Source organism: Thauera butanivorans NBRC 103042 (assembly GCF_001591165.1).
GTDB classification, from domain to species: domain Bacteria; phylum Pseudomonadota; class Gammaproteobacteria; order Burkholderiales; family Rhodocyclaceae; genus Thauera; species Thauera butanivorans.
This window is the reverse complement of the sequence record NZ_BCUG01000002.1, coordinates 13318-37551: the sequence shown is the minus strand read 5'-3', so window position 1 is coordinate 37551 and position 24234 is coordinate 13318. Positions and strand designations below refer to the sequence as shown.

Sequence of the window (24234 nt, the reverse complement as noted above, 5' to 3'; positions counted from 1 at the left end):
GAATGGTTGAGGGTTTCGATCTGATCGTGTTCGACTGGGACGGTACGCTGCTCGATTCGGCGGCGGCCATCGCCCAGGCCATCCAGGCTTCCTGTCGTGATCTCGGTCTGCCCGAGCCGAGCGACGAGCAGGCGCGCTACGTGATCGGGCTGGGGCTGGGCGAAGCCTTGCGCCACGCGGTGCCGGCGCTGCGCGAGCCCGACTATCCGCGCATCATCGAGCGCTATCGCCATCATTTCCTCTCCATGGACCACGAACTGCGCTTGTTCGACGGCGTGCCGCAGTTGATCGCCGAGCTGGCCGGGCGTGGCCGCATGCTGGGGGTGGCCACCGGCAAGAGCCGGGTCGGCCTGGATCGGGCGCTGGCGCATACCGGGCTGGGCGCGCATTTCCTCGCGACGCGCTGCGCCGACGAGTGCTTCTCGAAGCCGCATCCGGCGATGCTGGAACAGTTGATGGACGAACTCGGTGCCGATCCGGCGCGCACGCTGATGGTGGGCGACACCACCCATGACATGCAGATGGCGCGCAACGCCGGCGTAGCCGGCCTGGCGGTGGGCTTCGGTGCGCATCCGCTGGCAGTGCTGGAGGCCGAACGGCCGCTGGCCTGCGTGCGCACGCCGGGCGACATGGCGCGCTGGCTGCTGGAGCGTGCCTAGTTTGTTGCCTTCACGGTGCCGGGAGGCCTCTTCCCGTAGCGGCTTCAGCCGGGACGCCTGGCTGCGAACAGGGCCTCGCTGATGCTTCCACGGCTGCATTCGCGGCCGCTCCTGCGGCGACCGTATGGGCGCCAGCCTAAGCCAGCAGCAGAAACAAACAAGGCCGCTTCGCCAGCACCGGGCGGATGGCTTTCTTCCATTCGCGCACGCTGCGCGTATGGATGGCCTCCTCGGCAGTATTGAGTTCGCGGGCGACGCAGACGCGGGTGTCCGGCTTCAGCGTCTTCAGCAGCGCGTCGAACATGCGTTCGTTGCGGTAGGGTGTCTCGATGAAGATCTGGGTGCGGCCGAGCTTGCGCGATTCGTCTTCCAGCGCGCGCAGCGCGGTGTCGCGGCCGGCTTCGTCGACCGGCAGATAGCCATGGAAGGCGAAGCTCTGGCCGTTCAGGCCCGAGCCCATCAGGCCGAGCAGGATGGACGAGGGCCCGACCAGCGGTGCGACGCGGATGCCCAGCGCGTGGGCGCGCGCCACCAGGCGGGCGCCGGGATCGGCGACGGCGGGACAGCCGGCGTCCGACATCAGGCCCAGGTCGCGGCCTTCCAGCGCCGGCGCGAGCAGCATGTCGAAAGCCGCATCCTGCGCGGTCGCAGGGTCGGCCGGCAGTTCGCGGATGTCGGTGTCGCGCAGCGGACGAGGGTAGTCGAGCCGCTTCAGGTGGGCACGCGCGGCGCGGGCGTTTTCGACGACGAAGTGTTCCAGGCCGGCAGCGATCGCCTGCGCCTGGGTGGGCAGGAAGCCGGGCCAGGGCGTGTCGCCGAGGGCGACCGGAACGAGGAAGAGCGTGCCGCGTTCGCCGGCCGGGGAGTGGGCGGCGCTCATGGCAGGGCGACGCCTTCGGCGCGCAGCATGCGCGACAGCGTGATCAGCGGCAGGCCGATCAGCGCCGTGGGATCGTCGCCGGACAGCGCTTCGAGCAGGGTGATGCCCAGGCCCTCCACCTTGGCGCTGCCGGCGCAGTCGAGCGGGCGCTCGGCGGTGACGTAGCGGCGGATCTCGTCTTCGCTCAGGCTGCGGAAACGCACGCGCGTCGGCACGCCTTCGACCTGCAGGCGGCCGGTGCGGGTATTGAGCAGCGCGAGCGCGGTGTGGAAGCTCACGGTTTGGCCGCTCATCTGCTGCAGTTGGGCGATGGCGCGCTCCTCGCTGCCCGGTTTGCCGAACACCTGGTCACCGATGTGGGCAACCTGGTCGCTGCCGATGATCAGTGCGTCCGGCCAGGCCGGTGCCACGGCGCGCGCCTTGTCGGCGGCGAGGCGTTCGGCAGTGGCGTCGGGGGCTTCGCCCGGCAACGGGGTTTCGTCGGTGTCGGGGCGTGCGGTCTCGAACGGGATGAGCAGGCGTTCGAGCAGCATCCGCCGGTAGGCGGAGGTGGAGGCGAGGATCAGCTTCATTGCGTGGTTCGGCAGGTGGGCGGGGATGGCGGGCCGATCGAGTGGTCGTCCCGAGTGTGGTTCCGCTCCTCTTCTTCCTGGCGGGGAGGGCGTCCGACATCAGGGCGCCTGGCTGGCGGTGCCCGGTTTCGGAGCGCCCCGTTGCGGGTCGGGGAGAGGAGAGTGCGGGGCGTCTTTCCCTTCAATGGCTTTGACACAAAGCCCGAAAAAATAATATCATGCACGGCTATGTCGCAACGAGGCGCGTCGCTCGGCAGGATTGCCGATCCCTTCCGTTTCGCCGCCGAGGCACGGACCCTGTCGGGCGAGGTCGAGGTGGCGGAATTGCCGCGCCTGGCCGATGTGCTGGCCAGCGATGCGGGCGTGGTGGGCTGGAAGATCGAAGGCTCGCTGGCTGAACGGACGCTTGCCGAAGGTGGCTCGTCCGGCCGGCGGGAACCCCGGCTCAGGCTGGTGCTCGAAGGGCGGCTGGATCTGCGTTGCCAGCGCTGCCTGGCGGGTTTCGGCTGGCCCTTGGCGGTCGAGACCATGCTGCAGCCGGTGAGGGCGGGGCAGCCCATTCCCGACGAGGAACTCGAAGACGACGAAGTCGATGCGATCGAGATCGAGGAAGGTCTCGACGTGCTGGCGCTGGTCGAGGAAGAGATCCTGCTGGCCCTGCCGATTGCACCGCGACACGAACAATGTGAGGCGCCCCGGGGAGTCAACGGGGCCAACGAAGAATCGCCTTTCGCTGCGCTGGCGTCGCTGCGAGGCAGTCATCGCGCAGACTAGGCGCATCAATTTGTCTCAGGAGTATTTTCATGGCCGTCCAACAGAACAAGAAGTCCCCCTCCAAGCGTGGCATGCACCGTTCCCACGATTTCCTGACCGCTCCGGCGCTGGCCGTCGAGCCGACCACCGGTGAGGTCCATCTGCGCCACCACGTCAGCCCGAGCGGCGTCTACCGTGGCAAGAAGGTCATGAAGGCCAAGGGCGAGTAATCCTGCTCCCGGTACGCGAAGGCGGCGTATGGCGCTTTGCGCCTGCGCCGCTTTTTTTCCGCGCATTCTTTACATTTTCCGCCTGAGTCACGCGAGATGCCGATGGGTGTCACCATTGCGATCGACTGCATGGGTGGCGATCACGGCCCGGCCGTGACCGTGCCTGCCGCGCTGTCCTTCCTGCGCAGCCATGCCGATGCAAACGTAATCCTGGTCGGCCGGGAAGAGGCGATACAGCCTCTGCTCGGTACGGCCCAATCCGAATTCGGCGCCCGCCTGAAGCTGCGTCCCGCGTCCGAGGTCGTCACCATGGACGACCCGCCGGCGATCGCCATGCGCACCAAGAAGGATTCGTCGATGCGCGTGGTGATGGACCTGGTCAAGGCCGGCGAGGCGAACGCCGCCGTGTCGGCCGGCAATACCGGCGCGCTGATGGCGATCTCGCGTTTCGTGCTGAAGACGCTGCCCGGCGTCGACCGGCCGGCGATCGCCACCGTGCTGCCGTCGATGAGGGGGCACACCTATGTGCTCGATCTCGGCGCCAACGTCGACTGTTCGGCCGAGCACCTGCTGCAGTTCGGCGTCATGGGTTCGTCGCTGGTCGCGGCCATCGAGCACAAGGAGCGTCCGAGCGTCGGCCTGCTCAACATCGGTGAAGAGGCGATCAAGGGCAACGACGTCGTCAAGGAGGCGGCCGACCTGCTGCGTGCCAGCGGACTCAACTTCTACGGCAACGTCGAAGGCGACGACATCTACGAAGGCACGGTGGACGTCGTCGTGTGCGACGGCTTCGTCGGCAACGTCGCGCTCAAGACCTCGGAAGGGCTGGCGCAGATGCTGGGCGCGATGCTGAAGGAGGAGTTCAGCCGCTCGCTGCTGACCAAGCTGATGGCTGCCGTGGCATTGCCGGTGCTCAAGCGTTTCAAGCAGCGGGTCGATCATCGCCTTTACAATGGTGCGCCGCTGCTGGGCTTGCGCGGAGTGGTGCTCAAGAGCCATGGTTCGGCCGACGTGCTCGCTTTCAGCACTGCGCTTGCGCGCGCCGCCGAGGCGGCGTCGAACCGGCTCATTGAGCGGATTTCCGAACGGATGGCGAGCATGAACGAGGTGAAGGCATGATCTACGCAAGGATCGCGGGCACGGGCAGCTACCTGCCCGGTGAACCGGTCAGCAACGACGATCTGGTCGCACGCGGTATCGACACATCGGACGACTGGATCGTCTCGCGCTCGGGTATCCGCAGCCGCCATCTGGCTGCTGCCGACGTCGGCGCCAGCGATCTGGCGCGAATCGCCGCCGAGCGCGCGATCGACGCGGCGGGCTGCGAGGCCGAGGACATCGACCTGATCATCGTCGCCACCTCGACGCCGGACTACATCTTCCCGAGCACGGCCACGCTGCTGCAGTCCAAGCTCGGCATCCGCAACGGCGGCGCGGCCTTTGACGTGCAGGCGGTGTGCAGCGGCTTCGTCTATGCGCTGTCGGTGGCTGAGAAGTTCATCTGTTCCGGCAGCCACAAGCGTGCGCTGGTGGTGGGTACCGAAGTGTTCTCGCGCATCCTCGACTGGTCCGATCGCGCCACTTGCGTACTGTTCGGCGATGGCGCCGGCGCGGTGGTGCTCGAAGCCTCGGCGCAGCCCGGCATCCGCGCGTCGGCGCTGCACGCCGACGGCAGCCATCATCCGATCCTGTGCGTGCCGGGCGGCGTCGCCTCGGGCCAGGTCATCGGCGACCCCTTCCTGCGCATGGACGGCCAGGCGGTGTTCAAGTTCGCGGTCAAGGTGCTCGGCGAAGTCGCCCACGAAGTGCTAGACATCGCGGGCGTCACCGCCGACAGCATCGACTGGTTGATCCCGCACCAGGCCAACATCCGCATCATCCAGGCCACGGCCAAGCGCCTGGGCCTGTCGATGGAAAAGGTCGTCACCACGCTGGATCACCACGGCAACACCTCGGCAGCGTCGATTCCGCTGGCGCTGGACGAGGCCGTGCGCGGCGGCCAGATCCGTCCGGGCCATCGCATCGTCGTCGAGGGCGTCGGCGGCGGTTTCACCTGGGGCGCGGCCCTGATCGATTTCTGATTCCTCATTCAACTTCTGACAACCGGAGAGCAGGCATGGCATTTGCGCTGGTTTTTCCCGGGCAGGGTTCGCAATCGGTCGGCATGATGGCCGCCTACGGCGAATCCGCAGTGATTCGTGAAACCTTCGCCGAAGCGTCCGATGCGCTGGGCGATGATCTGTGGGCGATGGTGTGCGACGGCCCGGCCGAGCGTCTGGCACTGACGGTCAACACCCAGCCGCTGATGCTGACGGCGGGCGTTGCCGCCTGGCGCGCCTGGCTGGCCGCGGGCGGCCCCAAGCCGGCGCTGGTGGCCGGGCACAGCCTGGGCGAATACTCGGCGCTGGTCGCTGCCGGGGCGATGGCTTTCAAGGATGCCGTGCCGCTGGTGCGCTTCCGCGCCCAGGCGATGCAGGAAGCGGTGCCCGCCGGCGAAGGCGCGATGGCCGCGGTGATGGGCCTGGAGGCCGACGCCGTGCGCGAAGCCTGTGCCGAAGCGGCGCAGGGGCAGGTGGTCGAGGCCGCCAACCTGAATGCGCCGGGCCAGATCGTCATCGCCGGTGCGAAGGCCGCGGTCGAGCGCGCCGGCGAGATCGCCAAGGCCAGGGGTGCCAAGCGCGCCGTGCTGCTGCCGGTATCCGCGCCTTTCCACTGCGCGCTGATGCGCCCTGCGGCCGAACGCCTGGCCGAGCGCCTGGCGGACATCGTCATCGCCCGGCCGGAGATCGACGTCATCAACAACGTCGACGTCGCCGTCTACGACGATCCCGAGAAGATCCGCGACGCCCTGGTGCGCCAGGCCTATTCGCCGGTGCGCTGGATCGAGCTGGTGCAGGCGATGGCGGCGCGCGGCATGAGCCACGTCATCGAATGCGGGCCGGGCAAGGTGCTGGCCGGCATGACCAAGCGCATTGCCAAGGATGTGGAAGGCGGTTCGGCGCACGATGCGGCGAGCCTCGAACAGTCGATTGCGGCGGTGAGGTGAATATGAGTTTCTCGCTTGAAGGACAGGTCGCGCTGGTCACTGGCGCGTCGCGCGGCATCGGCCGCGCCGTGGCATTGGAACTGGGCCGTCTCGGCGCGACCGTCGTCGGTACCGCCACTTCCGCAGCCGGTGCCGCCGACATCGACAAGGCGCTGGCCGATGCAGGTATCAAGGGCGCCGGGCTGGCGCTCGACGTCACCGACGCGGCCTCCTGTGAGGCGCTGGTCGGCGAGGTCGAGAAGCGCTTCGGCGCGATTTCCATCCTGGTCAACAATGCCGGCATCACCCGCGACAACCTGGCGATGCGGATGAAGGACGACGAGTGGGATGCGGTGCTCGACACCAACCTGCGCGCGGTCTTCCGCATGAGCAAGCTGGTCATGCGCGGCATGATGAAGGCCCGCACGGGCCGCATCATCAACATCACTTCGGTGGTGGCCAGCGCCGGCAATCCGGGCCAGGCCAACTACGCTGCGGCCAAGGCCGGCGTGGCCGGCATGACGCGCGCACTGGCGCGCGAGCTGGGCAGCCGCAACATCACCGTCAATTGCGTGGCGCCCGGCTTCATCGACACCGACATGACGCGTGCGCTGCCGGAAGCTGCGCGCGACGCGCTGCTGGGCAACATCGCGCTGGGCCGTCTGGGCCGTCCGGAAGAGATCGCCGGGGCAGTTTCTTTCCTTGCCTCGCCTGCTGCCGCCTACGTGACCGGGACCACCCTGCACGTCAACGGCGGTATGTACATGTCCTGATCATCGGTCAGGATAGCGGTTCGGCCGGGTTTTGGTAGAATACGCCGGCTTTTTCAATACACCCGTTACCCTCAGGGAAGGAGTTAGTTCATGGAGAACATCGAACAGCGCGTCAAGAAGATCGTCGCTGAGCAACTTGGCGTGAACGAATCGGAGATCAAGACCGAATCTTCGTTCGTCGATGATCTTGGCGCGGATTCGCTGGACACCGTGGAGCTGGTCATGGCCCTCGAAGAAGAATTCGAGTGCGAGATTCCGGACGAAGAGGCCGAGAAGATCACCACCGTCCAGCAGGCGATCGACTACGTCAACGCCCACCTCAAGAAGTAATTCGCTTCTCTTGAGCGAACGCGGTCCGGATGCCGCTGTTGCGGTGTCCGGATACGCATGTCTTCATTCCACCGATTTCAACGGAGTTGCCCGTGTCGCGTCGTAGAGTCGTCGTCACCGGTCTGGGTGCCATTTCGCCAGTCGGCAATACTGTTCCCGAAGCCTGGGAAAACCTGCTTGCCGGCAAGAGCGGCATCGGACCGATCACCCGTTTCGACGCGAGTGCGTTTTCGGCCAGGATCGCGGGCGAGGTCAGGAACTTCGACGTCACCGAATACCTGTCCGCCAAGGAAGCGCGCCGGATGGACGTGTTCATCCATTACGGCATGGCCGCAGGCATACAGGCCATTCGCGACTCCGGCATCGTGGTCGATGAAAGCAACGCCGATCGCATCGGCGTGAACATCGGCTCCGGCATCGGCGGCCTGCCGATGATCGAGGATACGCACGACGATTTCCTCGGCGGCGGGCCGCGCAAGATTTCGCCTTTCTTCATTCCGGGCACCATCATCAACATGATCTCGGGCAACCTGTCGATCATGTACGGCATGAAGGGGCCGAACCTGGCGGTGGTCACCGCCTGCACCACCGGTCTCCATGCCATCGGCATGAGCGCACGCATGATCGAGTACGGCGACGCCGACGTGATGGTCTGTGGCGGCGCGGAATCGACGGTCACCAATCTCGCCATCGGCGGCTTCGCCTCGGCCAAGGCCTTGTCGACCCGCAACGACGATCCGGCGACGGCCAGCCGCCCGTGGGACAAGGATCGCGACGGCTTCGTGCTGGGTGAGGGCGCCGGCGTGATGGTGCTCGAGGAGTACGAGCACGCGGTGCGCCGCGGCGCGAAGATTTACGCCGAGCTCGCCGGCTTCGGCATGAGCGGCGATGCCTACCACATGACCGCGCCGGACACCGACGGCCCGCGCCGCAGCATGGTCAACGCGATGAAGAACGCCGGCGTGACGCCCGATCAGGTCCATTACCTGAATGCGCACGGTACCTCGACGCCGCTGGGCGACAAGAACGAGACCGATGCGATCAAGCTCGCCTTCGGTGTCGATGCGGCGAAGAAGCTGGTGGTCAATTCGACCAAGTCGATGACCGGCCACCTGCTGGGCGGCGCAGGCGGCCTGGAGTCGGTGTTCACGGTGCTCGCGGTGCATAACCAGATTTCGCCGCCGACGATCAACATCTTCGAGCAGGATCCGGAGTGCGATCTCGACTACTGCGCGAACGTCGCCCGCCCGATGAAGATCGATGTCGCGCTGAAGAACAACTTCGGTTTCGGCGGCACCAACGGCACCTTGGTGTTCCGCAAGGTCTGAGGTGGAAGGCGCATGGTGAAGCCATGCACTTTCCGCTGAGCGTTCCGCTTGGCCCTTCGAGGGCCGTGATGGCGTCGATCCTGGCCGCGCATGCCGTGGCGGGGTTGGCGCTTTTTCATGTGCCGGGGCTGATGCCGTCCGGCGAGCCGTGGTCGCGGTTGCAACTGCTGGGTGTCGCACTCGGGCTTGCGCTGCCGCTGTCGCTGTTCCATGCCCTTGCCCGGGAGCGCGCCAAGCGCGGATGGGTGCTCGTCCTTGGGGGCGAAGGCGGGCTGAGCGTGCAATGCTGCGCCGATGGCGATGCCGCTGCCATTCACGACTATCGCCTCGCGCCCGGCGCGGTCGATTTCGGCTGGGCGGTATGGCTGCCGCTCGTCGGCCCGGTGGCCGAAAGTGGCGCTTCCCCGGAAAGGCTCCAGCGCCGTTTGATGCTGCTGCGGGCCAACATGGCGCCGGTGCATTGGCGGCTGTTGCGGATGTGGCTGCGGCACAAGGCCGCGCCATTGGCCGGCGCCTGATCAGGTTCGGCGCTTGCGTGGTGGGCGCAGGATGGTTTCGCGCGCCCGCGGCAGCAGATCCGGGTAGTCGCGCGAGTGGTGCAGGCCGCGGCTTTCCTTGCGCTTGAGCGCGCAGGAGACGATCAGGTCGGCGGTGACCACCAGGTTGCGCAGTTCGATGAGGTCGTTGGTGACGCGGAAGTTCGAGTAGAACTCATGGATTTCGCGTGCCAGCAGGCGAATGCGATGCTGTGCCCGCTTCAGCCGCTTGGTGGTGCGGACGATGCCGACGTAGTCCCACATCGCGCGGCGCAGTTCCGCCCAGTTGTGCGAGATCACGACTTCCTCGTCGGCATCGGTGACGCGGCTCTCGTCCCAGTCGGGTAGCACAGGGGCGGGGCGCTTCGGTTTCGCCAGGATGTCGTTCGCTGCGGCTTCACCATACACCAGGCATTCGAGCAGGGAATTGCTCGCCAGGCGGTTGGCGCCGTGCAGGCCGGTGCAGGCGGATTCGCCCACCGAATACAGGCCGGGCACGTCGGTGCGCGCCGCGAGGTCGGTGACGATGCCGCCGCAGGAATAGTGCGCAGCAGGCACGACCGGGATCGGCTCGCGGGTGATGTCGATGCCGAGTTCCAGGCAGCGCGCGTAGATGTTGGGAAAGTGCGAGCGCAGCCATTCGGTCGGCTTGTAGCTGATGTCCAGATACACGCAGTCGAGGCCGCGCTTCTTCATCTCGAAGTCGATCGCACGGGCGACGATGTCGCGCGGCGCGAGTTCTTCGCGCGGATCGTGCTCGGGCATGAAGCGCGTGCCGTCGGGCAGCTTGAGCAGGCCGCCTTCGCCGCGCACGGCTTCGGAGATCAGGAAGGACTTGGCCTGCGGATGGTAGAGGCAGGTCGGGTGGAACTGGATGAACTCCATGTTCGCCACCCGGCAGCCGGCACGCCAGGCCATCGCCACGCCGTCGCCGGTGGCGACGTCGGGGTTGGTCGTGAACAGATAGACCTTGCCGGTGCCGCCGGTCGCCAGCACGGTGTTGCGCGCGGCGAAGGTCACCACCCTGCCGGCTTCGATGTCGAGCACGTAGGCGCCGAGGCAGCCTTCGTCCGGCTGGCCGATCTTGTCGCCGAGCACCAGATCGACGGCGATGTGATGCTCGAAGATGTCGATGTTCGGGTGTGCCCGCACCTGGGCGGACAGCGTCGATTGCACCGCGGCGCCGGTGGCGTCGGCGGCGTGGATGATGCGCCGGTGCGAGTGGCCGCCTTCGCGGGTCAGGTGGTAGCCCAGTTGGGAGTCGGCTTCGCGGGTGAAGGGCACGCCACGGTCGATCAGCCATTCGATGGCGCGCTTGCCGTTCTCGACGACGAAGCGGGTGGCTTCGGGGTCGCACAGGCCGGCGCCGGCGGTGAAGGTATCCTGGACGTGGGCTTCGATGCTGTCGGCGGTGTCGAGTACCGCGGCGATGCCGCCCTGGGCCCAGTTGCTGGCGCTGTCGGACAGTTCGCGCTTGGTGACGAGGGCGACACGCAGGCTGTCGGCGAGCCTGAGGGCCATGGACTGGCCTGCCGCACCGCTGCCGAGGATGAGTACGTCGTACTGTTTCAGCAAGATGTCGCTCGCGCTCAAGGGAAAGGGCCAAAAATATAGCACGTGGCGCGCCATTCAAGGGCGTGCCGGCGCCCGGCACGCAGCCGGCCGAATCGCCCGTGCGGCGCATGAACTAATCCCGGGGGGCCGTGTCTGTCCCTGTGTCTTCGATCTTTGGTGAGAGCTGGGGTGCTCGCTTATAATCCGGCGGCTTTGTCATTCGAACATCCGGAAAGAACGAACACTCCATGACCGATCGCGAAATCGATCAGCAACTCGTCGAGCGCGTGCAGCGCGGCGACAAGCAGGCTTTCGGCTTGCTGGTATCCAAGTACCAGCGCAAGCTGCACCGCCTGCTGTCGAGGTTGATCCGCGATCCAGCCGAAGTCGAAGATGTGGCGCAGGAAACCTTCATCAAGGCTTACCGTGCGCTGGGATCGTTCCGCGGGGACAGTGCGTTCTACACGTGGTTGTACCGCATCGGTATCAACACCGCGAAGAACTGGCTGGTCTCGCAGGGACGCAGGGCGCCGACTTCGACGAGTTTCGACTCGGAGGAGGCGGAGACCTTTGAAGACGGCGAGCAATTGCGCGACATCAACACGCCCGAACGGCTGATGATGACCCGCCAGATTGGCGAAACCGTCGAAGATGCGATGGCGGCTCTCCCCGAGGAGCTGCGGACGGCCATCATGTTGCGCGAACTCGAAGGCCTCAGTTACGAGGAGATCGCCAACATCATGGAGTGTCCGATCGGTACGGTGCGCTCGCGGATCTTTCGTGCGCGCGAAGCGATTGCAGAACGCCTGCGGCCGTTGCTGGACACGGCCCCGGACAAACGTTGGTAAGGTGTAGGCATGAAGGACAAATTGTCGGCGCTGATCGATGGCGACCTCGACGAGAACGCGATACGCCAGGTTTTCGACGGCTTGCGACGCGACGCATCGCTGAGGAAGGATTGGGATGCGTACTGCCTGATCGGCGACGTCATCCGCGGTGAGCAGGCCGGTTCGGCGGATTTCGTCGGGCGGGTCATGGCTGGTCTCGATGATGAACCCGTCGTTTTCGCACCTGCCGCGTCCAATGCGTCCGCCGTCCGGCGCAGCGTCGTGCGGACCCTGATGCCGATCGCGGCTTCGGTGATGGGGGTGGCTGCGGTCGGAGTGGTCGCGGCGACGCTCTACTCGCAGGACGCGGCCGGCCCCGCCGGCGTGGAAGTGCAGCGGGTTGCGGCGCAACCGCTCATTGCCAGTGTCGGCGCGCCTTCCGCGGCACCGCTTGCCGCAGGCATCGAGCACGTGGCTGACGATCCCCTGCGCGAATACGTTTTCGCCCATCAGGGTGTCAGCAGCGGACCGATGCCGGCCGGCGTGCAGTATGTGAGAACCGTCTCTGCATCGGGCGGAGCGGGCCGATGAGGCGTCTGGCCGCCGTCTTCGGCGTCTGCGCCGCCTTGCTGCACCTTCCTGCCCTGGCCGAAGCGCCGGGCGACCCGCTGTCCTGGATGGCGCGCATCGCGTCGGCGGGGCAGCGGCTCAATTATGTCGGCACCTTCATGTACCAGTCCGGTACGCATGTCGAGACTTCGCGCATCGCGCACCGGGTGGATGGCGGGGTGGAGTACGAGCGCCTCGAGGCGCTGGACGGCAGCCCGCGCGAAGTGATCCGCAGAGGCATGGAAGTGCGCTGCATGCTGCCGGACCAGAAGCTCGTCATCATCGACGAGGCCGCCGGCCGGCGTGCCTTCCCCGCGCGAATTCCTGCATCGCCCGTCGGTCTGGCCGAGAGCTACCGCATTCGCAAGGGAGAGGTCGTCCGCGTGGCGGGCATGGAAGCGCAGGCGCTCATCCTCGAGCCGAGAGACGATCTGCGCTACGGCCATACGCTGTGGGCGGAAGTCCAGTCGGGTCTGCTGCTGAAGGCGCGCACCGTCGATGAGCAGGGACAACTGGTCGAGCAATTCGCCTTCAGCGACGTGCGCATCGGTGGCGAGATCGGCGACGAACTGCTTGCGCCCCGTTTCCAGAATGTCGATGACTGGCGCTTCGTGAATGCGCGCGGCAGCGATCTGGCGCGTGCCGACAGCGGCTGGGCAGTGGCGGAAGAGGTGCCCGGCTATGCGCTGACCTCGGTGATGCGCAGACCGCTCGGTCCCGAGCGCGGCCAGGCGGTCCATATGGTGTTCAGCGATGGCCTGGCTTCGGTATCGGTGTTCATCGAGCCGGTTGCCGATGGTGCTTCGATCGGCCTTGGGCCGCTGGCCAGCGGTGCCATCAATGTTTACAAGCGATCGCTCGACGGGCATTTGATCACCGTGCTCGGCGAAGTGCCCGAGCGCGCGGTCAAGCGCATCGGCGACGCGATTCGACCCTCCGGGCAGTGATGCAGGCCGTGGCGCAGGTGCTGCGCGTCGAGGCAGGGCGCGTTCGGCTGCGTGTGTCCGATGCGGGCGGCGGCTGCGGACGTTGCGACGAGCCGGGCGGATGCCGTTCGGTGCAGATCACCCAGGCCTTCGGACGACCCCGCGCCGAGTTCGTGCTGCCGACCCGGTTGAAGCTGGAAGCCGGCGACACCGTCCTCGTCAGCATCCCCGATGGCGCACCACTCAAGGCTGCCATGGCGAGCTACGGGCTCGGCGCCGTCCTGCTGGTGGCCGGGGCGGCACTCGGCAGCGTGGCTGACGGACCAGGGAGCGCCGATCTCGGTGCCGCCTGTGGCGGTCTTGCCGGCCTGGTGCTGGCGTTCGCCGTCAACCGCCTGCTGTTTCGCAGCCGCGGCTGGCGTTCACAGCTGCGCATGGAGTTGCTGCCCCGGCGAGGGCTGTCCCATCAAACCGCATCGCAGGCCGTGTGCCTGCAGTCGCTTCAGGAACCCCGATGAGCTTCGTCGCCTTTCGCCGCAGTCTGGTTTTCGCCGCGGCTCTGATGTTCGTGCCGCTCGTGTCGGCAGCGAGTCTGCCGGATTTCACCGCCCTGGTCGAAAAGCAGGGTGCGGCCGTGGTCAATATCAGCGCCATCCAGGTGCGCGGGGAACGGCCGCAATCGTCGATACCTTTCCCGGGGCTCGACGAGTCGGATCCGATGTTCGACTTCTTTCGCAAGTTCATCCCGCGCCGGCACGAATATCCGGGTGCCGATCCCGACAACCAGTCGCTGGGCTCGGGCTTCATCATCAGCGATGACGGCTACATCCTGACCAACGCGCACGTCGTCGAGGAGGCGGAGGAGATCCTCGTCCGCCTCGCCGACAAACGCGAATACACCGCCAGGGTCATCGGCGCCGACGTGCGCAGCGATGTCGCGCTGATCAAGATCGAAGCGAGCGACCTGCCGCACGTCGTGCTGGGCGATCCGGAGCGGCTGAAAGTGGGTGAATGGGTGGTGGCGATCGGCTCGCCCTTCGGCTTCGACCAGTCGGTGACAGCCGGTATCGTCAGTGCCAAGGGGCGTTCGCTGCCGGACGAGAACTTCGTGCCCTTCATCCAGACCGACGTGGCGATCAATCCGGGCAACTCCGGTGGTCCGCTGTTCAACCTCCGGGGCGAGGTCGTCGGCATAAACTCGCAGATCTACAGCCGCACCGGCGGCTTCATGGGGCTGTCGTTCGCAATCCCGATCGATGTCGTGATGGACGTGCAGAACCAGTTGCGCACCAAGGGGCGGGTGCAGCGCGGCCGCATCGGCGTGGCGATCCAGGAAGTGACGCGCGATCTTGCCGACGGCTTCGGCCTGCCGGATGCGTCGGGCGCCCTGGTCAGCTCGGTCGAGCCCGGCGGGCCGGCCGCCAGGGCCGGGCTGCTGCAGGGCGACGTCATCGTGCGCTTTGCCGGCAAGGCGGTGGATGCGTCCAGCGACCTGCCGCGCATCGTCGCCGCCGTCCAGCCTGGCGAGAGCGTGGAGGTGGAAATGTATCGCGACGGCAAGCCCGTGGCGCTCGAGGTGCAGGTCGGGGAGTGGCAGGATCCGAAGGAGGCAACGGCTACCAGCGCCGCGCCGCGCACGCCTCCGGCGGCGAACAAGCTCGGGCTTGCGCTGTCGGTGCCGACGCCGGCACAGCGGCGCGAGCGGGGCATCGAAGGCGGCCTCATCGTCGATCGCGTCCAGGGCGCGGCCGCCAGGGCCGAAATCCAGCAAGGCGACGTGATCCAGGCCATCGTGTTCGGCGGACGCCAGATCAGGCTGGAGTCGGTGGAAGAATTCAACCGCCTGATCGGCGGCGTGGAGCAGGGCCAGAAAGTGACCCTGCTGGTCATGCGCGGCGAAGCCACCTCCTACGTCAGCCTGCGAGCAGGGAAATGAGTGTGGCCGGCGGAGATTCGGCCGGCGCAGCCATGGCCGGCCGGCCCCGTACATTCACCGTCCTCAGCCGCGAGTGGTGCCACCTGTGCCACGATCTCGTCGCGGCGCTGGAGCCCATCGCAAAGGAATACGGCTGGGCGATCGAAGTCATCGACATCGATCGGCATCCCGAACTGGAGGAACGCTGGGACGAACTCGTCCCGGTCCTGCTGGCAGGGGGGGCGGAACTCTGCCATTACCATCTGGACGAGGCGGCAGTGCGCGCTTACTGCACTGGTTTTCCGCTAGAATCGCGGGCTTGACGACGCCAACCATTCCGAAAACGGGTGCTGCAAGGCACCCTTTTCGTTTCGCATGAACCACATCAGAAATTTCTCCATCATCGCCCACATCGACCACGGCAAATCGACCCTGGCCGACCGACTCATCCACTTCTGCGGCGGCCTGTCCGATCGCGAGATGGAGGCCCAGGTGCTCGACTCGATGGACATCGAGCGCGAGCGCGGCATCACGATCAAGGCACAGACGGCCGCGCTGAGCTACAAGGCCAAGGACGGGCAGGTCTACAACCTGAACCTGATCGACACGCCGGGGCACGTCGACTTTTCCTACGAGGTCAGCCGTTCGCTCGCCGCCTGCGAGGGCGCGCTGCTGGTGGTCGACGCCTCGCAGGGCGTCGAGGCGCAGACGGTGGCGAACTGCTATACCGCGCTCGACCTGGACGTCGAAGTGGTGCCGGTGCTGAACAAGATCGACCTGCCGGCGGCCGACCCCGACAACGCACGCAGCGAAATCGAGGACGTCATCGGCGTCGATGCGTCCGAAGCCATCCTGTGCTCGGCCAAGACCGGTCTGGGCGTGCAGGACGTGCTCGAAGCCATCGTCGCACGGGTGCCTGCGCCCGAGGGCGACATCGACGGGCCGCTGAAGGCGCTGATCATCGATTCCTGGTTCGACAACTACGTCGGCGTGGTGATGCTGGTGCGGGTGATCGACGGCGTGCTCAAGCCCAAGGACCGCATCCTGCTGATGTCGACCGGCGCACAGTATCCCTGCGACCAGGTCGGCGTGTTCACGCCGCGCTCGGTCGCGCGCGAACAGCTTTGCGCGGGCGAGGTGGGCTTCATCATCGCCGGCATCAAGGAGCTGGAAGCCGCCAAGGTCGGCGACACCGTGACGCTGGCGAACCGCAAGGCCGCCGAGCCGCTGCCCGGCTTCAAGGAAATCAAGCCGCAGGTGTTCGCCGGGCTGTATCCGGTCGAGTCGTCCGAATACGATCAACTGCGCGATTCGCTCGAAAAGCTGCGGCTCAACGACGCTTCGCTGCAGTTCGAACCGGAAGTGTCGCAGGCGCTGGGCTTCGGCTTCCGCTGCGGTTTCCTCGGCCTGCTGCACATGGACATCGTGCAGGAGCGGCTGGAGCGCGAGTTCGACATGGATCTGATCACCACCGCGCCGACGGTGGTGTACGAAGTGGTACTGAACGACGGTTCGGTGATCCACGTCGAGAACCCGGCCAAGCTGCCCGATTCGGGCAAGTACCAGGAAATCCGTGAGCCGATCATCACCGCGACGATCTTCCTGCCGCAGGACTACGTCGGCCCGGTGATCACGCTGTGCAACCAGAAGCGCGGCAACCAGGTCGACATGCGTTACCACGGCCGCCAGGTGCAGCTGATCTACGAACTGCCGATGAACGAAGTCGTGATGGACTTCTTCGACAAGCTGAAATCGGTGTCGCGCGGCTACGCTTCGCTCGACTACGATTTCAAGGAATACCGCACGGCCGATCTGGTCAAGCTCGACCTGATGGTGGGCGGCGAGAAGGTCGATGCGCTGTCGGTGATCGTGCACCGCGCCAGCGCGCAGTACCGCGGCCGCGAACTGGCTGCCAAGCTGCGCGGCCTGATCCCGCGCCAGATGTTCGACGTGCCGGTGCAGGCGGCGATCGGCGCCCACATCATCGCCCGCGAGACGATCAAGGCACTGCGCAAGAACGTGCTCGCCAAGTGCTACGGCGGCGACATCACGCGCAAGAAGAAGCTGCTCGAGAAGCAGAAGGAAGGCAAGAAGCGCATGAAGCAGGTCGGCAACGTCGAGATTCCCCAGGAGGCCTTCCTCGCGGTGCTGCGCACCGACGAAGGCAAGTGACGGTCAGCACATGAATTTCGCCCTCATCCTTTTCCTGCTGCTGGTGGCCAGCGGCGTGCTGTGGTTCTTCGACCGTTTCCATGCCCGTAAGCAGCGCGCCGCCAACGCGCCCGCGCCGTGGTGGGTCGAGTATGGCGCCAGCTTCTTCCCGGTGATCCTGGTCGTGTTCGGGTTGCGCTCCTTCGTCGTCGAGCCGTTCAAGATTCCGTCCGGCTCGATGATCCCGACCCTGCTGGTGGGCGACTTCATCCTGGTGAAGAAATGGAGCTACGGCATCCGCCTGCCGGTGATCAACAAGAAGATCATCGATGTCGGCCTGCCGCAGCGCGGCGACGTGATGGTGTTCCGCTATCCGGCCGACCCCTCGCTGGACTACATCAAGCGCGTCGTCGGCCTGCCGGGCGACCGCGTCGAATACCTCGACAAGCGGCTGACGATCAACGGCGAGGCCGTTCCGCTGGCCGAGGCGGGCAGCTACCTGCACCCGGACCGGCTGTACTACTCGCCGCAGTTCACCGAGAAGCTGGGCGCGGTCGAGCATTCGCTGCTGATCGAGCGCGAGGCGCCGGCCTTCATCCCGCAGGTGATGAACTTCCCGCAGCGCGAGAGCTGCACCTACACCAACCGCGGTGTCGCCTGCACCGTGCCGCCGGGCCATTACTTCGTGCTCGGCGACAATCGCGACGCCAGCGCCGACAGCCGCGTCTGGGGTTTCGTGCCGGAAGAGAACATCGTCGGCAAGGCTTTCTTCATCTGGTTCAACTTCAACGACATGAAGCGTATCGGCGGCTTCCACTGAGGGAGACAGGCATGGGCTTGAAGCATCAACGTGGCGTGAGCCTGATCGGCTTGCTGCTGCTCGGGACCATCGGCGCATTCGTGCTGCTGATGGTTTTCCGCACGGTACCGGCCATCACCGAATACATGGCGCTCCAGCGCATCGTCGGCGTGCTCGCCACCGAGGGCGACAATGGTGCGAGCCCGGCCGAACTGAGGCAGAGCTTCAGCCGCCGTGCCCAGGTCGACGACGTGTCGTCGGTGGCCGCGACCGATCTCGACATCGTCAGGGAAGGCAACCAGACCGTCATCGAAGTCGATTACGAGCGTGTGGTGCCGATGGTGGCCAATGTCAGCCTGCTGATCGAGTTCCACGTCAGCAGCAGGGCGCGTTGATGGCATGACACTGGAAACCTTGCAGAACCGGCTGGGATACCGCTTCGCCGACACGAAATTGCTGCTCGAAGCGTTGACGCACCGCAGCTTCGGCCTGCCCAACAACGAGCGTTTCGAGTTCCTGGGCGACAGCATCCTCAACTGCGTGATGTCGATGGCGCTGTTCGCCCGCTTCGAGCAACTGCGCGAAGGCGAGCTGTCGCGGGTGCGTGCCTCGCTGGTGCGGCAGGACGCGCTGCACCGCATCGCGCGCGACCTCGATCTGGGCGAAGCCCTGCGCCTCGGCGAAGGCGAACTGAAATCCGGCGGCAGCAGCCGCCCGTCGATCCTGGCCGATGCGCTCGAAGCAGTGTTCGCCGCGGTGTTCCTCGACGGCGGTTTCGACGCCGCCAGATCGGTCATCGACCGCCTGTACGTGCCGCTGCTGGCCGAAGTCGATCCGCGCCGGCCGAGCAAGGACGCCAAGACGGCCTTGCAGGAATGGCTGCAGGCGCGCAAGGTTGCGCTGCCGACCTATGTGATGGTGCAGGCGCTGGGCGAAGCGCATGCGCAGGAATTCGAAGTGGCGTGCGAAGTGCCGAAGCTCGGCATCCGCACGCTCGGCCGTGGCCCCAGCCGCCGCATCGCGGAGCAGCAGTCGGCCGAGCTCGCACTGACAGCCTTGAGGGCGAAATGAACGAACAGCAACAGGACCAGCAGGAGGGGGGCCAACAGGCCGAGGATGGTTTCCGCACCGGCTTCGTCGCCATCGTCGGCCGCCCCAACGTCGGCAAGTCGACCCTGCTCAATTGCCTGGTCGGGCAGAAGATCAGCATCGTCTCCAGCAAGGCGCAAACCACCCGCCACCGCGTCACCGGCATCCTGACCGAAGCGGATGCGCAGTTCGTGTTCGTCGACACGCCGGGCTTCCAGACCCATCACCGCAACGCGCTGAACCGCTCGATGAACCGCACCGTGTCGCAGGTGCTGGCCGACGTCGACCTGGTGTTCTTCGTCATCGAGGCGGGCCGCTTCAGCGACGACGACCGCAAGGTGCTGTCGGTGATCCCCGTGGAGTCGAAGGTGATCCTGGTCATCAACAAGGTCGACCAGTTGAAGGACAAGGCCCGCCTGCTGCCCTTCATCGACGAAGTGCGCCAGTTGCGCGACTTCGCCGAGATCGTGCCGCTGTCGGCGGAGAAGGGCCGCAACGTCGACGAACTCGTCAAGGCCGCCACGCCGCTGCTGCCGGCCGGCGCGCCGATGTACGAGGAAGACGAGATCACCGACCGCAGCGAGCGCTTCCTCGCCTCCGAGTTTCTGCGCGAAAAGCTCTTCCGCCTGCTCGGTGATGAACTGCCCTACGGCATTGCCGTCGAGATCGAAAAGTTCGAGGTCGAAGGCAGGCTGCGCCGCATCCATGCGGCGGTGATCGTCGACAAGCCGGGCCACAAGTCGATGGTGATCGGCCGTGGCGGCGAAAAGCTCAAGCGCATCTCGTCCGAGGCCCGCGTCGAACTCGAAAAGCTGTTCGACGGCAAGGTCTTCCTCGAAGTCTGGGTCAAGGTCAAGAGCGGCTGGGCCGACGACGAGCGCGCGCTGAAGAGCCTCGGCTACGAGTAAGTAGAAGAGCAGCGAATCGCTGATGGCAGCCCCCAAGCAGCGTGTCGAACAGCAAACGGCCTGGGTGCTGCACACCTATCCCTGGCGCGAGACCAGCCTGATCGTCGAAATCCTTTCGCGTGATCATGGCCGTGTCGCGCTCGTCGCCAAGGGCGCACGGCGGCCGCACTCGCAGCTGCGGGGCGTGCTGATGGCCTTCCAGCCGCTGCTGATGGATTGGTCCGGCGGCGGCGAGGTCAAGACCCTGGTGCGCGCCGAATGGCAGGGCGGCCAGCCGCTGCTGACCGGGCGTGCACTGATCTGCGGCTACTACCTCAATGAACTGCTGGTGCGCCTGACCGCGCGTGAAGACGCTCATCCGCGCCTGTTCGCCGCCTACGCCGAAGCGGTGCGCGCGCTCGGCCGCGGCGAGCCCGAGCCGCCCATCCTGCGCCGCTTCGAACTCGCGCTGTTGCAGGATCTGGGCTACGAGGCCGGCCTGGAGCACGAGGCCGACAGCGGCGAGCCGGTGCGGCCCGATGGGCGCTACCTTTATATAATCGAACGCGGCCCGGTGCGGCTGGAAGTCCTCGAAGAGGAAGTCCGCGACAGCGGAGGCGGTGAAGCGGCCGCAGCGCTGGGCGAGCAGCCGCTGCTGTCCGGCCAGACCCTGCTCGACATGGCCGCCGACGACTTCTCCCGCGCGGAGACGCTGGCCCAGTCCAAGCAGTTGCTGCGCATGCTGATCAACCACACCCTGGGCGGCCAGCCCTTGCAGTCGCGCCGGGTGCTGAAGGAATTGCAGGAGCTTTGATGATCGAACTCGGCGTCAACATCGACCATGTCGCCACGCTGCGCCAGGCGCGCCGCACCTGGGAACCCGATCCGGTATGGGCGGGCGTCGAAGCCCATCTCGGCGGCGCGGACGGCATCACCATCCACCTGCGCGAAGACCGCCGCCACATCAACGACGACGACGTGCGACGGCTGCGCGAGCTGACCCAGGTCAAGCTCAACCTGGAAATGGCGGCGACCGACGAGATGGTCGACATCGCCTGTCGCACGAAGCCGGAAATGGCGATGCTGGTGCCCGAAGGCCGTCACGAAGTGACTACCGAAGGCGGGCTGGACATCGTCGCGCAGGAAGCACGCCTGAAGGACGTCATCGCCCGCCTGGCCGACGCCGGCATCGTCACCAGCGTGTTCATCGACGCCGAGATCGAGCAGATCGAAGCCGCCGAGCGCATCGGCGCGCGCGTCTGCGAAATCCATACCGGCCCCTATGCCCACGCCTTCCACGCCGCTGGCCGCGACACCGAGTCGCCGGCAGTGCTGGCCGAATTCGCCAAGGTCCGCGACGCCGGTGAAGCGGTGCGTCGGCTGGGCATGCGCTTCAATGCCGGCCATGCGCTCAACTACTACAACGTCGGCCCCATCGCCCGCCTGCACGGCATCCGCGAACTGCACATCGGCCATGCCATCGTCAGCCGCGCGGTCTTCGTCGGCCTGCGCCAGGCCGTGGCCGAAATGAAGCGACTGATGCGCGAAGCCGCACAAGCGGCCTGAACGGGCAGGGCGGCGTGATCCACGGCATCGGCACCGACATCGTGCATGTGCAGCGCATGCGCGACGCACTGGAACGCCACGGCGAACGCTTCGCGCTGCGCATCCTCGCCGCGTCCGAAGTCGATGCCTGGCGCGCCCACCGCGACCCGGCGCGCTTCCTCGCCAAACGCTTCGCCGCCAAGGAAGCCTTCGGCAAGGCGCTCGGCACCGGCGTCGCCGTGCCCGCCACGCTGCACGGGGTCGCGGTCGCCCACGATGCGCTCGGCAAACCCGGTTACCGCTACGACGAACGCCTCGCCGCCCACATGCGCGACGAGGGCTTGAGCGCGCACCTGAGCATCAGCGACGAGGGCGATACAGTCGTGGCTTTCGCGGTGATCGAGTGCACTACTGATACACGTGCCGGTTGAGTTGTCGCTTTATTCCCGTCCATATGTTCCATGCGGCGATTGTTTGTCCTGTTCGCCGCAAACCATGCGGTGAATAACTTGCTGCTGCAAGCCATCTCCTCCACAATCGCCACATGATGAGCGGAGACGGGCTTTACATCTGGCAGGCGGACGACTGGCCGCAATGGCGCTACGACTTGCCGGCGCTGGCGGAACGGCTGGCTGCGGTCAGCCGCAGCCAGGGCATCCTTCTCGGCCGCCTGGCTGATGTCGGCGTCGGTCTGCGCGATCAGGCCAGCCTCGCCGCACTGACGGAAGACGTGTTGCGGACGAGCGAGATCGAAGGGGAAATCCTGAATGCCGAGTCCGTGCGTTCTTCCATTGCGCGCCGGCTCGGTGTCGATATCGGTGCCTTGGCCCCTGTCGATCGCCACGTAGAAGGCGTGGTGGAGACGGTGCTCGATGCAACGCTGTACTGCGAGGCGCCCATCACCCAGGAACGGCTTTTCGGCTGGCATGCTGCGCTGTTTCCTACCGGCTACAGCGGCTTGAACCGTATTTCGGTCGGCAGGTGGCGGGATGATGCCAAAAGGCCGATGCAGGTCGTTGCCGGGCCACCCTATCGACAGAAGGTGCACTATGAAGCGCCGCCAGCCGCACGTTTATCGATGGAGATGGCTCGTTTCCTGGTGTGGGCCAACGGCGGCAGTGGCGAACCTGCGCTCGTCAAGGCTGGGTTGGCGCACCTCTGGTTCGTCACGCTGCATCCTTTCGATGACGGCAACGGCCGCATCGGCCGTGCAATCGGTGATCTTTTCCTTGCCCGTGCCGATACCAGTCCCCAGCGTTTCTACAGCTTGTCTGCGCAGATCCAGCGTTCACGGCGCGACTACTACGATGTGCTGGAACGCACGCAGAAGGGCGATCTGGACGTCACCGAATGGCTGAGCTGGTTCCTCGATGCCTTGCAGCACGCGGTCGATGACGCGCAGGCTGCGCTCGATGCGGTGTTCTTCAAGGCCCGTTTCTGGCTTCGCTGGAGCCACACGCCGATGAACGCGCGCCAGGTCAAGCTGCTCAATCGTCTGCTCGATGGATTCGACGGCAAGCTCACCAGCCGCAAGTGGGCGGCGATTGCAAAATGTTCGCCGGATACCGCATTGCGCGACATCAACGAACTGATCGCACATGGGGTGTTGCGCAAGACGCCGGACGGTGGGCGCAGCACGGCCTATGAATTGAACCGCAACGACACGTTTGCGCCCTGATGAGGCTTTTTCGATGACCTTCCCCGTTTCGCTTCCCCGCGGCCCCGTCATGATCGACGTCGCCGGCACCGCGCTGACCGACGAAGAACGCGAGTGCCTGCTCGATCCGCTGGTCGGCGGGGTGATCCTGTTCGCGCGCAACTACACCGGCTCGGAGCAGTTGCGCGCATTGACCGCCGACATCCGCGCGCTGCGCGATCCGGCGCTGATCATCGCGGTCGATCATGAAGGCGGCAGGGTGCAGCGCTTCCGTTCGGATGGCTTCACCCGCCTGCCGTCGATGCGCAGCCTCGGCGTGCTGTGGGAGCAGGACCACTTCGCCGCGCTCGATGCCGCGCGTGCCGCCGGCTTCGTGCTGGCTGCCGAACTGCGCGTGCATGGCGTCGACCTCAGCTTTGCGCCGGTGCTCGACCTCGACTATGGCACCTGTCGCGCCATCGGCAACCGCGCTTTCCATCGCGATCCGCAGGCGGTCGCCGCGCTGGCCCAGGCGGTGGTTGCCGGCATGGCACAGGCGGGCATGGGCGCGGTCGGCAAGCACTTTCCCGGCCACGGTTTCGCCGAGGCCGACTCGCACCACGAAGTGCCGGTAGACACGCGCGACTTCGACACGCTCTGGAACGAGGACATCGCTCCCTACCGCCACCGCCTCGGCCGCCAGCTCGCCGGCGTGATGCCCGCCCACGTCATCTACCCCAGGGCCGACCCCAGCCCGGCGCCGCAGCCGGCTGGTTTCTCGCCGTTCTGGTTGAAGGAGGTGTTGCGCACGCGCCTCGGCTTCCAGGGCGTGATTTTCAGCGACGATCTCAACATGGAAGGCGCCCGCGTCGCCGGTGACATCGTCGGCCGTGCCCGTACTGCGCATGAAGCCGGCTGCGACATGCTGCTCGTCTGCAACCGGCCCGACCTCGCCGCCGAACTGCTCGACCGCTGGGCGCCGGTGCCCGACGCGGAAAACCTCGCCCGGCTGGCCGCGATCGTCCCCGCCGCCGAGTCTCCCGCCTGGCTGGCCGACCCTTTCGGGCTCGAACTCCACCCCGCCTACGTCCAGGCACGGCAGGTGGTGATCGCGATCGCCGACGATGCCGGCACTGCGCCGGCGATGACCGCCGCCAGCATCGGCGAGCAGCGCACCGAAATGCTGCGCAAGGACGGATAATCCCGAAGC

The 24234-nt window shown here is 66.3% G+C and carries 29 protein-coding genes; 26 read left to right on the top strand and 3 right to left on the bottom strand.

What is annotated here, in order from left to right; translation table 11 throughout:
- Window positions 1-2 precede the first annotated feature (2 nt).
- Window positions 3-659: an HAD-IA family hydrolase gene (locus TBU01S_RS00310; protein ID WP_068634648.1), complete on the top strand. Its 657-nt coding sequence runs from the start codon at window positions 3-5 to the stop codon at window positions 657-659.
- Window positions 660-795: 136 nt separating this feature from the next.
- Here the strand turns inward: TBU01S_RS00310 and TBU01S_RS00305 are convergent, their stop codons facing one another.
- Together TBU01S_RS00305 and TBU01S_RS00300 are read right to left on the bottom strand one after the other, a co-directional pair.
- A complete protein-coding gene (locus tag TBU01S_RS00305; RefSeq protein ID WP_068634647.1) occupies window positions 796-1539 on the bottom strand; it encodes an SAM-dependent methyltransferase in 744 nt (247 codons plus the stop codon).
- The gene (locus tag TBU01S_RS00300) at window positions 1536-2111 is read right to left on the bottom strand and encodes a Maf family protein (RefSeq protein WP_068634646.1); all 576 of its coding nucleotides are present in this window, start codon (window positions 2109-2111) and stop codon (window positions 1536-1538) included. Before TBU01S_RS00300 ends, TBU01S_RS00305 begins: the two co-directional genes overlap by 4 nt.
- A gap of 228 nt (window positions 2112-2339) precedes the next feature.
- Between TBU01S_RS00300 and TBU01S_RS00295 the strand changes: the two genes are divergently transcribed.
- From TBU01S_RS00295 to TBU01S_RS00255, 9 genes are all read left to right on the top strand, one after another.
- A complete protein-coding gene (locus TBU01S_RS00295; RefSeq protein WP_068634645.1) occupies window positions 2340-2885 on the top strand; it encodes a YceD family protein in 546 nt (181 codons plus the stop codon).
- A 29-nt stretch (window positions 2886-2914) separates the two neighbouring features.
- A complete protein-coding gene (gene rpmF, locus TBU01S_RS00290; protein ID WP_068634644.1) occupies window positions 2915-3094 on the top strand; it encodes a 50S ribosomal protein L32 in 180 nt (59 codons plus the stop codon).
- Window positions 3095-3196: 102 nt separating this feature from the next.
- Window positions 3197-4213 carry a phosphate acyltransferase PlsX gene (gene plsX / locus TBU01S_RS00285; RefSeq protein ID WP_068634821.1) on the top strand — a complete coding sequence of 339 codons (1017 nt, stop codon included), beginning with the start codon at window positions 3197-3199 and terminating at the stop codon, window positions 4211-4213.
- Window positions 4210-5175, top strand: a complete 966-nt coding sequence (locus TBU01S_RS00280; protein WP_068634643.1) for a beta-ketoacyl-ACP synthase III — start codon at window positions 4210-4212, stop codon at window positions 5173-5175. The genes plsX and TBU01S_RS00280 overlap by 4 nt, the downstream gene beginning before the upstream one ends.
- Window positions 5176-5210: 35 nt before the next feature.
- Entirely contained in the window at window positions 5211-6140 is a 930-nt protein-coding gene (fabD, locus tag TBU01S_RS00275; protein WP_068634642.1) for an ACP S-malonyltransferase, read from the top strand.
- 2 nt (window positions 6141-6142) lie between these two features.
- Window positions 6143-6892, top strand: a complete 750-nt coding sequence (gene fabG / locus TBU01S_RS00270) for a 3-oxoacyl-ACP reductase FabG (RefSeq protein WP_068634641.1) — start codon at window positions 6143-6145, stop codon at window positions 6890-6892.
- Between the two features lie 90 nt (window positions 6893-6982).
- Window positions 6983-7222, top strand: a complete 240-nt coding sequence (acpP, locus tag TBU01S_RS00265; protein ID WP_002930040.1) for an acyl carrier protein — start codon at window positions 6983-6985, stop codon at window positions 7220-7222.
- A 92-nt stretch (window positions 7223-7314) separates the two neighbouring features.
- Window positions 7315-8550, top strand: coding sequence for a beta-ketoacyl-ACP synthase II (gene fabF, locus TBU01S_RS00260; RefSeq protein WP_068634640.1), 1236 nt, complete (start codon window positions 7315-7317; stop codon window positions 8548-8550).
- A 23-nt stretch (window positions 8551-8573) separates the two neighbouring features.
- A complete protein-coding gene (locus tag TBU01S_RS00255; RefSeq protein WP_068634639.1) occupies window positions 8574-9068 on the top strand; it encodes a protein YgfX in 495 nt (164 codons plus the stop codon).
- On the opposite strand, the gene nadB is transcribed toward TBU01S_RS00255, so the two are convergent.
- The gene (gene nadB / locus TBU01S_RS00250; protein ID WP_068634820.1) at window positions 9069-10661 is read right to left on the bottom strand and encodes an L-aspartate oxidase; all 1593 of its coding nucleotides are present in this window, start codon (window positions 10659-10661) and stop codon (window positions 9069-9071) included.
- Window positions 10662-10888: 227 nt separating this feature from the next.
- Between nadB and rpoE the strand changes: the two genes are divergently transcribed.
- From rpoE to nagZ, 16 genes are all read left to right on the top strand, one after another.
- Window positions 10889-11488 (top strand): RNA polymerase sigma factor RpoE, encoded by a 600-nt coding sequence (rpoE, locus tag TBU01S_RS00245; protein WP_068634638.1) that lies wholly within the window; start codon window positions 10889-10891, stop codon window positions 11486-11488.
- Between the two features lie 9 nt (window positions 11489-11497).
- Window positions 11498-12058, top strand: a complete 561-nt coding sequence (locus TBU01S_RS00240) for a sigma-E factor negative regulatory protein (RefSeq protein ID WP_068634637.1) — start codon at window positions 11498-11500, stop codon at window positions 12056-12058.
- Window positions 12055-13023: a MucB/RseB C-terminal domain-containing protein gene (locus tag TBU01S_RS00235; RefSeq protein WP_068634636.1), complete on the top strand. Its 969-nt coding sequence runs from the start codon at window positions 12055-12057 to the stop codon at window positions 13021-13023. Before TBU01S_RS00240 ends, TBU01S_RS00235 begins: the two co-directional genes overlap by 4 nt.
- A complete protein-coding gene (locus TBU01S_RS00230) occupies window positions 13023-13520 on the top strand; it encodes a SoxR reducing system RseC family protein (protein ID WP_068634635.1) in 498 nt (165 codons plus the stop codon). The genes TBU01S_RS00235 and TBU01S_RS00230 overlap by 1 nt, the downstream gene beginning before the upstream one ends.
- The gene (locus tag TBU01S_RS00225; protein WP_068634634.1) at window positions 13517-14938 is read left to right on the top strand and encodes a Do family serine endopeptidase; all 1422 of its coding nucleotides are present in this window, start codon (window positions 13517-13519) and stop codon (window positions 14936-14938) included. Before TBU01S_RS00230 ends, TBU01S_RS00225 begins: the two co-directional genes overlap by 4 nt.
- On the top strand, window positions 14935-15240 hold the full coding sequence (locus TBU01S_RS00220; RefSeq protein ID WP_245650800.1) for a glutaredoxin family protein: 306 nt from the start codon (window positions 14935-14937) through the stop codon (window positions 15238-15240). Before TBU01S_RS00225 ends, TBU01S_RS00220 begins: the two co-directional genes overlap by 4 nt.
- Window positions 15241-15292: 52 nt before the next feature.
- A complete protein-coding gene (lepA, locus tag TBU01S_RS00215; protein ID WP_068634633.1) occupies window positions 15293-17089 on the top strand; it encodes a translation elongation factor 4 in 1797 nt (598 codons plus the stop codon).
- Window positions 17090-17099: 10 nt separating this feature from the next.
- Window positions 17100-17888: a signal peptidase I gene (gene lepB / locus TBU01S_RS00210; protein ID WP_068634632.1), complete on the top strand. Its 789-nt coding sequence runs from the start codon at window positions 17100-17102 to the stop codon at window positions 17886-17888.
- 11 nt (window positions 17889-17899) lie between these two features.
- Window positions 17900-18262 (top strand): DUF4845 domain-containing protein, encoded by a 363-nt coding sequence (locus TBU01S_RS00205; RefSeq protein WP_068634631.1) that lies wholly within the window; start codon window positions 17900-17902, stop codon window positions 18260-18262.
- 4 nt (window positions 18263-18266) lie between these two features.
- The gene (gene rnc, locus TBU01S_RS00200; protein ID WP_068634630.1) at window positions 18267-18938 is read left to right on the top strand and encodes a ribonuclease III; all 672 of its coding nucleotides are present in this window, start codon (window positions 18267-18269) and stop codon (window positions 18936-18938) included.
- The gene (gene era, locus TBU01S_RS00195; protein WP_068634629.1) at window positions 18935-19864 is read left to right on the top strand and encodes a GTPase Era; all 930 of its coding nucleotides are present in this window, start codon (window positions 18935-18937) and stop codon (window positions 19862-19864) included. The genes rnc and era overlap by 4 nt, the downstream gene beginning before the upstream one ends.
- A 22-nt stretch (window positions 19865-19886) precedes the next feature.
- Entirely contained in the window at window positions 19887-20657 is a 771-nt protein-coding gene (gene recO, locus TBU01S_RS00190) for a DNA repair protein RecO (protein ID WP_068634628.1), read from the top strand.
- Window positions 20657-21409, top strand: a complete 753-nt coding sequence (locus tag TBU01S_RS00185; RefSeq protein WP_068634627.1) for a pyridoxine 5'-phosphate synthase — start codon at window positions 20657-20659, stop codon at window positions 21407-21409. The genes recO and TBU01S_RS00185 overlap by 1 nt, the downstream gene beginning before the upstream one ends.
- 14 nt (window positions 21410-21423) lie before the next feature.
- Window positions 21424-21819 (top strand): holo-ACP synthase, encoded by a 396-nt coding sequence (gene acpS / locus TBU01S_RS00180; RefSeq protein WP_068634626.1) that lies wholly within the window; start codon window positions 21424-21426, stop codon window positions 21817-21819.
- 113 nt (window positions 21820-21932) lie between these two features.
- Window positions 21933-23066: a Fic family protein gene (locus TBU01S_RS00175; RefSeq protein ID WP_068634625.1), complete on the top strand. Its 1134-nt coding sequence runs from the start codon at window positions 21933-21935 to the stop codon at window positions 23064-23066.
- Between the two features lie 13 nt (window positions 23067-23079).
- Window positions 23080-24225 (top strand): beta-N-acetylhexosaminidase, encoded by a 1146-nt coding sequence (gene nagZ, locus TBU01S_RS00170; RefSeq protein WP_068634624.1) that lies wholly within the window; start codon window positions 23080-23082, stop codon window positions 24223-24225.
- Window positions 24226-24234: the final 9 nt, after the last annotated feature.

Coding starts and splice junctions, on each gene's coding strand:
- TBU01S_RS00205 (WP_068634631.1), top strand. CDS start 17,900: ATGGGCTTGAAGCATCAACGTGGCGTGAGCCTGATCGGCTTGCTGCTG.
- TBU01S_RS00185 (WP_068634627.1), top strand. CDS start 20,657: ATGATCGAACTCGGCGTCAACATCGACCATGTCGCCACGCTGCGCCAG.
- TBU01S_RS00240 (WP_068634637.1), top strand. CDS start 11,498: ATGAAGGACAAATTGTCGGCGCTGATCGATGGCGACCTCGACGAGAAC.
- TBU01S_RS00225 (WP_068634634.1), top strand. CDS start 13,517: ATGAGCTTCGTCGCCTTTCGCCGCAGTCTGGTTTTCGCCGCGGCTCTG.
- fabG (WP_068634641.1), top strand. CDS start 6,143: ATGAGTTTCTCGCTTGAAGGACAGGTCGCGCTGGTCACTGGCGCGTCG.
- rnc (WP_068634630.1), top strand. CDS start 18,267: ATGACACTGGAAACCTTGCAGAACCGGCTGGGATACCGCTTCGCCGAC.
- lepB (WP_068634632.1), top strand. CDS start 17,100: ATGAATTTCGCCCTCATCCTTTTCCTGCTGCTGGTGGCCAGCGGCGTG.
- TBU01S_RS00235 (WP_068634636.1), top strand. CDS start 12,055: ATGAGGCGTCTGGCCGCCGTCTTCGGCGTCTGCGCCGCCTTGCTGCAC.
- TBU01S_RS00300 (WP_068634646.1), bottom strand. CDS start 2,111: ATGAAGCTGATCCTCGCCTCCACCTCCGCCTACCGGCGGATGCTGCTC.
- rpoE (WP_068634638.1), top strand. CDS start 10,889: ATGACCGATCGCGAAATCGATCAGCAACTCGTCGAGCGCGTGCAGCGC.
- fabD (WP_068634642.1), top strand. CDS start 5,211: ATGGCATTTGCGCTGGTTTTTCCCGGGCAGGGTTCGCAATCGGTCGGC.
- lepA (WP_068634633.1), top strand. CDS start 15,293: ATGAACCACATCAGAAATTTCTCCATCATCGCCCACATCGACCACGGC.
- recO (WP_068634628.1), top strand. CDS start 19,887: ATGGCAGCCCCCAAGCAGCGTGTCGAACAGCAAACGGCCTGGGTGCTG.
- TBU01S_RS00220 (WP_245650800.1), top strand. CDS start 14,935: ATGAGTGTGGCCGGCGGAGATTCGGCCGGCGCAGCCATGGCCGGCCGG.
- TBU01S_RS00175 (WP_068634625.1), top strand. CDS start 21,933: ATGATGAGCGGAGACGGGCTTTACATCTGGCAGGCGGACGACTGGCCG.
- TBU01S_RS00305 (WP_068634647.1), bottom strand. CDS start 1,539: ATGAGCGCCGCCCACTCCCCGGCCGGCGAACGCGGCACGCTCTTCCTC.
- TBU01S_RS00310 (WP_068634648.1), top strand. CDS start 3: ATGGTTGAGGGTTTCGATCTGATCGTGTTCGACTGGGACGGTACGCTG.
- TBU01S_RS00295 (WP_068634645.1), top strand. CDS start 2,340: ATGTCGCAACGAGGCGCGTCGCTCGGCAGGATTGCCGATCCCTTCCGT.
- nagZ (WP_068634624.1), top strand. CDS start 23,080: ATGACCTTCCCCGTTTCGCTTCCCCGCGGCCCCGTCATGATCGACGTC.
- rpmF (WP_068634644.1), top strand. CDS start 2,915: ATGGCCGTCCAACAGAACAAGAAGTCCCCCTCCAAGCGTGGCATGCAC.
- TBU01S_RS00280 (WP_068634643.1), top strand. CDS start 4,210: ATGATCTACGCAAGGATCGCGGGCACGGGCAGCTACCTGCCCGGTGAA.
- TBU01S_RS00255 (WP_068634639.1), top strand. CDS start 8,574: ATGCACTTTCCGCTGAGCGTTCCGCTTGGCCCTTCGAGGGCCGTGATG.
- plsX (WP_068634821.1), top strand. CDS start 3,197: ATGGGTGTCACCATTGCGATCGACTGCATGGGTGGCGATCACGGCCCG.
- TBU01S_RS00230 (WP_068634635.1), top strand. CDS start 13,023: ATGCAGGCCGTGGCGCAGGTGCTGCGCGTCGAGGCAGGGCGCGTTCGG.
- acpP (WP_002930040.1), top strand. CDS start 6,983: ATGGAGAACATCGAACAGCGCGTCAAGAAGATCGTCGCTGAGCAACTT.
- era (WP_068634629.1), top strand. CDS start 18,935: ATGAACGAACAGCAACAGGACCAGCAGGAGGGGGGCCAACAGGCCGAG.